The 8,599-nt window shown below is 73.5% G+C and carries 8 protein-coding genes; 5 read left to right on the forward strand and 3 right to left on the reverse strand.

The genetic code is table 11. The annotated features are described in order from the left end of the window. Positions 1-15: 15 nt before the first annotated feature. Positions 16-915: an SDR family NAD(P)-dependent oxidoreductase gene (locus PV721_RS37895; RefSeq protein WP_319732572.1), complete on the forward strand. Its 900-nt coding sequence runs from the start codon at positions 16-18 to the stop codon at positions 913-915. After that, positions 912-1,904: a 3-oxoacyl-ACP synthase III family protein gene (locus PV721_RS37900; RefSeq protein ID WP_319732560.1), complete on the forward strand. Its 993-nt coding sequence runs from the start codon at positions 912-914 to the stop codon at positions 1,902-1,904. Before PV721_RS37895 ends, PV721_RS37900 begins: the two co-directional genes overlap by 4 nt. A gap of 117 nt (positions 1,905-2,021) precedes the next feature. Here PV721_RS37900 and PV721_RS37905 read toward each other — a convergent pair whose 3' ends face one another. Then, on the reverse strand, positions 2,022-3,242 hold the full coding sequence (locus PV721_RS37905; RefSeq protein ID WP_319732562.1) for an FAD-dependent monooxygenase: 1,221 nt from the start codon (positions 3,240-3,242) through the stop codon (positions 2,022-2,024). A 50-nt stretch (positions 3,243-3,292) separates the two neighbouring features. Then, on the reverse strand, positions 3,293-5,263 hold the full coding sequence (locus tag PV721_RS37910; protein WP_319732564.1) for a hypothetical protein: 1,971 nt from the start codon (positions 5,261-5,263) through the stop codon (positions 3,293-3,295). A 512-nt stretch (positions 5,264-5,775) separates the two neighbouring features. On the opposite strand from PV721_RS37910, the gene PV721_RS37915 reads away from it, so the two are divergent. The 3 genes from PV721_RS37915 to PV721_RS37925 all read left to right on the forward strand — a co-directional run bounded on the left by PV721_RS37915 (position 5,776) and on the right by PV721_RS37925 (position 8,278). Beyond that, positions 5,776-6,003 carry a hypothetical protein gene (locus PV721_RS37915; protein WP_319732566.1) on the forward strand — a complete coding sequence of 76 codons (228 nt, stop codon included), beginning with the start codon at positions 5,776-5,778 and terminating at the stop codon, positions 6,001-6,003. Beyond that, on the forward strand, positions 6,000-6,578 hold the full coding sequence (locus PV721_RS37920; protein WP_319732568.1) for an RNA polymerase sigma factor: 579 nt from the start codon (positions 6,000-6,002) through the stop codon (positions 6,576-6,578). The genes PV721_RS37915 and PV721_RS37920 overlap by 4 nt, the downstream gene beginning before the upstream one ends. Before the next feature lie 869 nt (positions 6,579-7,447). Continuing rightward, positions 7,448-8,278 carry an IclR family transcriptional regulator gene (locus PV721_RS37925; RefSeq protein WP_416371266.1) on the forward strand — a complete coding sequence of 277 codons (831 nt, stop codon included), beginning with the start codon at positions 7,448-7,450 and terminating at the stop codon, positions 8,276-8,278. Between the two features lie 47 nt (positions 8,279-8,325). Here the strand turns inward: PV721_RS37925 and PV721_RS37930 are convergent. Further along, positions 8,326-8,599 (reverse strand): hypothetical protein (locus PV721_RS37930; RefSeq protein WP_319732570.1); only part of this gene is annotated, 274 nt, incomplete at its 5' end.

Here is an 8,599-nt window from a genome sequence, read left to right on the forward strand (position 1 = left end):
TTGTTGTTTGGGTCCATGGGCTGGTTGCTTGCGTGGGGTAGGGGAGGTTTCGGCCGGGTGATCGTGTTCCGTCTGGCGGGCGCGGGCTGGGACGTGATCGCCGGTGCGCGCGATACGGACAAGGCCCGCAACCTCGTGGCAGATGCCGCCGAGCGGGGTCTGGCCCTGCGCACCGTTCAGCTGGACGTCGCGTGCGGGGCATCCTGCCGCCGGGCGCTGCAGGAGTGCACCGAGATGACCGGTGGCGGTCCGTGGGCGCTGGTCAACAACGCCGGCATCCCGCAGGCAGGCGCGATCGCCGACGTGGACGACCAACAGGCCCGTCGCCTGCTGGAGGTGAACCTGCTGGGTCCGGCCCGGCTGTGCCGGCTCGTCCTGCCGGCCATGGCCGCCCACGGCGGCGGCAGGATCGTCAACATCTCCTCGGGCCTGGGCCGGGTCCCCTGGCCGATGGGCGCCTGGTACAGCGCGGGCAAACACGCCCTCTCGGCGCTCACCCACTGCCTGCGCGTAGAGGCCGCGCACCTCGGCGTCCGCGTCAGCCTGGTGGAACCCGGCGCGTTCGCCACCCCCATGCTCAGCCGCGCCCTGACCGACCTCGACACCCTCGGCGATCCGGCGAACCCCGGATACGAGAGCACCACCCGCCTGTTCACCGCCGTGGACCGCCGGGTGCCCGGCCCCGAACCGGTGGCACGCACCGTCGAGGCATGTCTGACGGCCCGCCGGCCGCGTCCCCGCTACGTCGTCGGCCGCGACGCCCGCTTCCTGATCCCCCTCCACACCCTGCTGCCGCTGACCCTCACCGACCGCCTCAAGCACACCATCACCGGGCTGCCCCGCACCCCTGCAGCCGCCACACCACCACAACGTGAACCCGGAGAAGTGCCAGGGCGCGTGAAGGAGACGGCGTGAACCCGTACAGCCGCATCACCCACGCCGCAGTTCACCTGCCGGCCCGACGCCAGCACGTCACCGAGATCGAACAACTCCTCCACCAGCACAGCCCGGCCCTCAACCTCCCCGCCGGCCTCCTGCAGCGCACCTTCGGCCTCCACGAACGCGCCGTCGCCGACCCCGGCGATCTGCCCTCCGACCTCGCCGCCCGCGCGGCTGCCCACCTCCTACACACGGCACGTCTGGCACCGGCAGACATCGACCTGCTGCTGTTCGCCGCCGTCAGCGCGGACGTCCGCGAACCGGCCAACGCCCACATCGTCGCAGCGAAGACGGGCATGACCTGCCCGGCCTTCGACATCGGCAACGCCTGCAACGGCGTCATCAACGCCCTCCAGGTCGCCGACGCCCTCATCCGCACCGGCCAGCACCGCCGCGTCCTGATCACCTGCGGGGAAACCCTCACCCGCCTCTCGCGATGGAACCTCACCCGCGAACAGCTGCGCACCGGACTGACCTCCCTGACCGGCGCCGACCTGGGCGCCGCCCTTCTGGTGGAGCCCTCACCCGTGGCGGGCATCACCGGCTCGGTGTTCCTCGCCAACTCCGGGGGATGGCCCGCCGCCACCCTCTACGACCCCCACCACGCCCCCGACCGCCCTCAGGGTCTCCACGTCGACTCCGAGGCCCTGCTCGGCTCCTTCGTCGACCTTGACGTCCAGGGGGCCCAGTGGCTCAAGGAACAACACGTCGACGTCCGCGATCTCGGACTCGTCTGCGTCCACCAGCCGTCCGTGCCCTTCGTCGACGCCTTCCGCACCCGCATGGGCATCGACACCGCACAGATCATCCCCACCTTCCCGCACACGGGGAACGCGGCCGCCGCGACCCTGCCCCTCCAACTCGCCCACGCCGTTGAACACCGCCGGCTGGCCCCGGGCGACACGGTCGCGCTCTTCGGACTCGCCAGCGGAGTCAGCGGCGCGGTGATGCTCCTGCGCTGGTGACACCGGCAGCAGCCCCTGACGCAGTCACCGAGGTGACGGTCCCGCCCGGCCCCGGACGCGCCTGGACCCGGAGTGAAGACGGCCCGCGGGCGGGCAGCAGCCGGTGGGGGGCCGGGCCTACGGGGCCATTGCCTGGCCCCCGATGCCGGGGGCCCCGGCGAGCTGGCCCTGCCACCACGCCGCCATCCCGTCGCCGTTCATGGCCGCCCAGGCCGGGGTCTCCTCGACCTGGGCGCGGCCCAGCCGGCGGGCCAGCGCGACCAGCTCCCGTCCGGCCGCCCCGCGGGTCGCCTCGTAGCCGCGCAGCAGTTCCTCGAACGACCCGGCGCGGCGCCACCCGTCGGCGAGGGCGGTGGCGTCCTGCAGGGCCTTGGCGGCCCCGCTCGTGTTGTGCGGGCGCACGACGGTGGCCGCGTCGCCCGCCAGCAGCAGCCGGCCCGCGGCGGTGCGGGCGGTCTCCAGGTCGTAGATGGGCTGGACGAACGTGTCCGCGGGAGCCGTCAGCGCGAGCGCCCGTCCCCAGAACGGCGGAAACTCCCGGTCGAGCAACGCGCCGAGATGTCCCGCCAGTTCGGGAGTCAGACCGCCCGGCGGGAAGCTCGTCGGGTCGTCGAAGCGCAGCCCGCCTCCGCGCGGCGGAGGGGCGTAGAGCACCCAGTTCACCCGCGGCCCGTCCGGCCCGGGGATGCGGTAGACCACGCAGCTGCCGCCCGTGAAGCAGACCGTGGTCACCGCCTCCGGCACCGAGTCCGCTTCACTGCCGAGCCCCGCCAACAGAGCCGCGGCGAAGTTCCCGCGCCAGCACACGTACCCGGCGTAGTGCGGCCGGGACCGCGGGCAGAGCGCCTCGCGCACCACCGAGCGGTACCCGTCGGCGCCGACGACCAGGTCGAACCGCTCGACGGAGCCGCCCGCGAGCCGCAACTCGGCGCCGGCGCCCCCGGCCGCCCCGACGCCCGTCACCGTCTCTCCCTGCCGGTAGACCACCGAGTCCGGGACCGACTCCCGGAGCCCGTGCCACAGCAGTCCCCAGTGGTAGGAGTGGAAGGGGAACGGCTGCTCCCACACCACCCGCCCGCCCGGCCCGCAGGCGTCGTCCCGCACCACCCAGCGGCGCCGCTCGAGCCGGTGCGCCGTGATCCCCGCGGGCAGTGCCCCGCTCGCGCCGAGCTCCACGGCCCGCTCGTTGTGGATGCAGAGGCCCACACCCCGGTCCTCGAGCCGTCCGCGCGTGCGCTCCAGCACCACGACCTCGCCGGCACCCGCCCGCGCCGCCGCCGTGGCGACGGCGCATCCCGCGATGCTTCCGCCGACCACCGCAACCGTTCCGCCCCGCATGACCGCCTCCCGACGAAGCACCGTGCACGTGACCCGCGTTCAGAGGCGGATCACGTTACTGAATCCGCCGGGTCCCCGCCGCGTGCTGGCGTCGGATTCCCGCCAACGCCGCGGCCGCCGGTGACCGCCCGCGTCGGCGGGGTCGGCTGCGGGGAGCCCTGCAGGGCCAGCGCGGTGAGCACGAGCAGCGAGTCCGTCCAGCCCAAGGGCGCGACCGAGGACGGCAGTCCGGCTCCGTTCACCGTTTCGGGGAGCTCGCCCAGACCGTTGCGCTTGGACAGCACCCAGTCGAGCACCCTGCCGGCCCTCGCCTGCTCGCCAGTACCCGACCAGGCCAGCGCGAAGAAGGAGGTGCTGGCCGTCCACGCGTACGAACCCCAGCTGAAGGAGGGGTCGTTGCCGGGCGACACGCCGCCGTTGGGCAGCAGGAGCGCCCGGTAGGTGGAGTCCAGCGCCCCGCTGAGACCGGGCGGGGCGGCGTTGAACGGGGGCGCCATGAAGGCCACCGCGCTGTCCCGGCCGTGCTTGCCGTCGACGGTCCGCTGGTACCCCAGCGGGGCGAAGTGCGTGGCGATCGCGGCGGACAGCCGCCGGGCCGCGTCCGCCCAGCGCTCCGCGTCCCCGCTCATGCCCTGCCGGTCGGCCAGGTCGGCGGCGGCGTTGAGCCCGGCCAGCAGGGGCGCGGCCGTACCGATGTTGGCGGTCGTCGTGTCCAGCTCCCAGTAGTCTGGGGACGCCGGAGGCAGCCCGTCCGGCCCCAGGGACCGCGCCGCGTAGTCGGCCGCCTTCCGCACCATCGGGTAGAGCCTGCGCAGCCGCTCGTCCCGGCTGCCGGACGGCGCCGCCTGGTACCACTGCCAAGTCGCCCAGGGCACCCAGCCGTTGCCGTCCAGCTGCCACTTCCGCGCGTCCGGCGGTCCGCTGCCGTCCAGTTTGGTGCGGGCCTCCCAGGTCCCGTCGGCCCGCTGGGTCAGCGCGTCGTAGTCCAGGATCCGGTAGGCCTCCTCGTCGTGCCCGGTGGCGGCGAACGCGGCCGCGGCGAAGGCGCCGTCCCGCGGCCAGGAGTACTCCCAGGGCGGCGACCACGCCGCGGCGAAAGCGCCGTTGGGCTTCAGCAGCGCCCGCATCGACAGCAGGGCGCGCTGCGCCGCCGCCCGCTGCACCGCGGTGGTGCCCGGCACCTTGCCCGTGGCCAGCCACGCGCGGCTCTCGTTGACCTGCGCCAGGGCGCCCGGGTCGTTCGCCCCGACGACGGCCGACGCCGAGGCCCCGTCGGGCAGGTACCGCCACCGGCCGGAGGGCAGGCGCAGCACGTTGCTCCCGTCGACGTAGGAGGCGCCCACGGCGAAGGAGGGCAGGACGGCCTCGGTGGCCACCCGGTTGGTCAGCAGGCCCGAGGTGCGGGCCGCGAGCGCGGATGCCGGTACGTAGCAGGGCTCGGTCTCCCCACAGCGCTCGCTGCCGGTGGGATTGATCTGGAAGGCCAGCCGGGAGGCGTAGGCGTGCCAGCCGCCCCAGTACGCCCGGTCGTAGTTCCAGCTGGTCAGCGAGCCGGGCACGGACCGTGTGGTGCCGTACCAGGCGATCGGCTTGTTCTCCGCGGTGGTCGCCTGGAGGAACAGGTAGTACGTGGTACCCGGGGTGACGGCGGCGTCGACCGGGAATTCGACCCAGCCGGCCCCGGCGCCACCGAGCGAGGCCAGGCTCAGGGTCTTCGAGGCGATGACCGACCCGGCGTCCGCGCGCACCCGGCGGATCTGGGCGGTCACGGTGCCCGTCGCCGCCCCGCTCGCCAGCCAGATGCTCACCCGGGAGAGCCGGGTGCCGGTGACCGCGAACTCCTGGGCCGCCGCGTTGTTGGCGGACTTCACGCTGAACAGCGCGGTCTCGTGGCGGACCTGACCGTCGTAGATCACGGCGGCCGCGGCGGCTGAGGCGGCCGCGGCGTCCGGGAGCGCGGCCGGCACACCGGTCAGCGCCAGGGAGAGCACGGCGGGCAGCAGACTCCTCGCGAACGCCATTGGTCAAAGGCCCTTCCTCTTCGACGGGCGCGCGCGGAGTGCGAGGGCGCCGAAAGCTGGACCCACCATGCAGGCATCCGCTCCCGGGGAGGGGGGAGTCGGGACGTGTCCCACCGGATGGGGCCGTAGCGACATCCGATCGTGTGAAAGAAACAGCGGCGTCGCCCCAGGGCGCGCCCCTGCCGGCGCATGTCGGTGAAGGCTGCGCGGCCGGGTGTGCCGGGGGCGTGCGCGGGCGGACCGGGGCGCGCGGGGAGGCGGATGCGCTTCCTCCTGAAGATTTTCCCGGACCGGCTTGCACGATCCGGCTCCTTTTCCGATGGGGTGATGAGTGGGAGCGCGCATGGCGCTCCGCGGCTGCTGGTCCGGGGGCAGGCACGCCGATTACGCATGGTCCACTTGGAAGGTTCCGCGCCGAAGTGAATGTTGCCGAGACGGTCGCCCTCGCGCTGTTATCCGCCACCGCGGTCCGTTGTCTCGTACCTCTCGTATGTCTCGTAGTCGATTTTCTCGTGTTCGAAGCGGTCGAAGTGGCCGACATCGCCGAAGCCGTCGACGTGGCCGATGCCGTCGACGCGGCCGATGGGTTCAGGGCGCGCGTGCGCCTGCCGGGCGTGGCGGTACGGACGGGAGCGGGCGGGCCGACGGCCCTGCGCCGCCTCGCCGTTTCCCCGGCCCGCCACCGTGAGCTCCCCGCCGCCCCGGCGGGGAGCGCCGAACTGCTGTGGGGGAGCGCATGAGCGAAGGCGAGTTCGATCCATCGGGGGACCAAGCGGTCTCCAGTGAGCTGGCCGGGGTCCTTCCGGTGGAGTTCACCGCGTTCCACTCCCAGCAGCACCGCGCCTATCTGCGCTACGCCCACCTGCAGCTCGGGAACCCCAAGGACGCCGAGGAAGTCGTCGACGACGTGTTCACCTTCCTGCTGAAGGTGTGGCGCCAGGCACTGAAGGAGGCGAGCCTCCACGGCTTCGCGTGGGCGGTGCTGCGCGAGCACGTCGAGAGGCGGCTGGCGGTCCTGGGCCGGCAGGTGGCCATGGTGGAGACGGCGTGGTTCGCCGCGCTGCGCCGGTCCTCGAGGGAACGGCTGGAACTCCTGGAGTCGAAGCTCGGACTGTACGCGGCGATCGCGGGCCTGTCCGAACGACAGTACGACGTGGTGCTGCTGGCCTTCCTCCTCGGCAACGACTCCGACACCGTCGCCCGGATGATGGGGATCACGCCCGCGACGGTCCGCTCGCACATCCGCGGCGCACGCCGAACCCTGTCCCGCAAGCTCGGGGTCGACTGGATCCCCGGAGAGGAGAAGGACCAGTGAGCGACATGCCCTGCAACCGTGACATGCCGCTGTGCGAACTGGACGCGGCCCTGGAGGACGCGACGGTACTCGCGGAGGAGTACGCCGGATACGACGAGGGGGCCGCCCGGCGCCGGATCGCCCGCCGGATCGTCGCCGACCGCGCCCGCTCCGCGACCGGAACCACCACCGGGGGAGCCCTGCCCGCCCGGTGGCAGCCGGCATCGGCCGCCACCGACGACCTCGTCCTGGACGCCGCCTGCCACGTACGGGCGGCCCGCGGCCTGGACGACCTCACGTGGTCCCTCGTGGAGAGCCGGGACTTCGCCGAACTCGCCCTGGACGCGGCCTCCTGGCCCCACGGCGCGGACTCGGCGCTCCTCTTCGGCTGCCTGCTGCACCTGGCCGACCGCACGGACGGCGCGCAGTTCTGGTTCCAGTACGCGGCCGGTGCGGGCTCGCAGACCGCCGCCCGCTGCCTCTACCTCCACCACCTCGCCCGCGCCGAGGTCGCGACCGCCCGCTACTGGAGGCACCAGGCCCAGACCCTGCCCCCCGACGAGCACCTGCCGACCCTGCCGCCGACCCCGGAACACCTCGAAGAGGCCCTCGGAGCCTCGGTCATCTGGACCTCGCCGCCCATCACCACCCAGGACCTCACAGCCCTCGCCGCCGGACCCGGCCGGGCCGGACGGCCACCGTTGCGGCTCCCCGCGCGACTGCGCCAGGCCCTCACGGCCCGCCCGTACGAAGAGCACCCCGACCTGGGGGAGGTCTTCACCCCCGGCCCGCAGGTCGCGGTCGCCGTCGCACAGAACGCCCGGCTCAACCCCCTGCACCTGACGGAGGAGGCGAACGCATGGGCGCTGGAAGCGCTCAAGCAGCCGCACCTGACCCAGGCGGCCCGTAAGACCCCCGAAGGACGCCCGGCACCCGCCGCGCTGGAATCGGTACACCAGGCGCTGCGCGTCCTGGAAGTGATCAACCGCTACTCGGGCGGGGTGAACCTGACCCAGATCGCCCGCGAGACGAAGCTGCCGCAGCTGGTCCTCGCGCGGGCCGTGGAACAGCTGATCCGCGCCGGCCTGGCCACGCCGATCGGACCGGACGCCTACCTCGCCGGCCACGCCGTCCTCCTGGCCGACTCGGTCAACGGAGAGGGCCGCGGGCACCTGCGCGAGACCCTCGCATGGGTGCGGGACGCGGTCGGCGCCGCCGTCTACGTCGCCCGCTACACCGACGGCGAGGTCTCCATCACCCAGTACGCCGACGGCCCGGCCACCCCCGTGGTCGAGGAGTGGGTCGACTTCCGCGCCGCCGCCCACGCCTCCGCGGTGGGCAAGGCGCTGCTCACCCAGCTCGACTACGACGACAGGAAGGACCACCTCGCCCGCCACCGGCTCACCCGTTTCACCCTCCACACCCTCACCAGCCAGCAGGCCCTCTTCCACCAGCTCGACACCCGCCCGCCCAACGCCCCCCTCCTCGACCTGCAGGAGTACGCGCTCGGCACGGTGTGCGCGGCGGTGCCGATCACCGCGGGCCCGAACGCGGAATGCGTGGCCCTGTCCATCCCGGTCCCCGATCCCGGCCGGCTGAAGCAGGCCGCCCGGATCCTGCAGAGCGAGGCGGCCGCGGTCTTACTCGCCCTGATCGTCGCCGGCAGCACTCAGCCCACGGCACGCAAACCGGAGGACACCGTCCTCTCCCCGACCGCCTAGCGGTTAGGCATACGGGCCCGCCGCCCCGCACGAGCGGCGGGCCCGCATCAGAGCGGAGCCCCTTCTCGTGCGCACTGCTCACCGATCCGATTGCGGGCCGCCGTGAACGCCGGGAGATCACCGGCCGAGACGGCGCGCAGCAGGTCCTGCAGGGCCGTGGCCAGCGCGACGTTTCCGCCGTCGGCGGCGAGGCGTACGGCGTCGAGGAGTTCGGCGTTCTTGTCCGCGCTGTTCATGGAGTCCCCGGCGCCCATGACCCGGTCGTACTTCGCGCAGGCGTGGGCGGCGGCGCCGGTGCCGGTGCTGGTGCTGGTGTCCGAC

It is taken from the genome of Streptomyces sp. MB09-01, from assembly GCF_033794505.1.
Lineage (GTDB): Bacteria > Actinomycetota > Actinomycetes > Streptomycetales > Streptomycetaceae > Streptomyces.

Excerpts from the sequence above, each read along its gene's own strand:
- PV721_RS37895 (WP_319732572.1), top strand. The coding sequence starts at position 16 with ATGGGCTGGTTGCTTGCGTGGGGTAGGGGAGGTTTCGGCCGGGTGATC.
- PV721_RS37905 (WP_319732562.1), bottom strand. The coding sequence starts at position 3,242 with ATGCGGGGCGGAACGGTTGCGGTGGTCGGCGGAAGCATCGCGGGATGC.
- PV721_RS37910 (WP_319732564.1), bottom strand. The coding sequence starts at position 5,263 with ATGGCGTTCGCGAGGAGTCTGCTGCCCGCCGTGCTCTCCCTGGCGCTG.
- PV721_RS37920 (WP_319732568.1), top strand. The coding sequence starts at position 6,000 with ATGAGCGAAGGCGAGTTCGATCCATCGGGGGACCAAGCGGTCTCCAGT.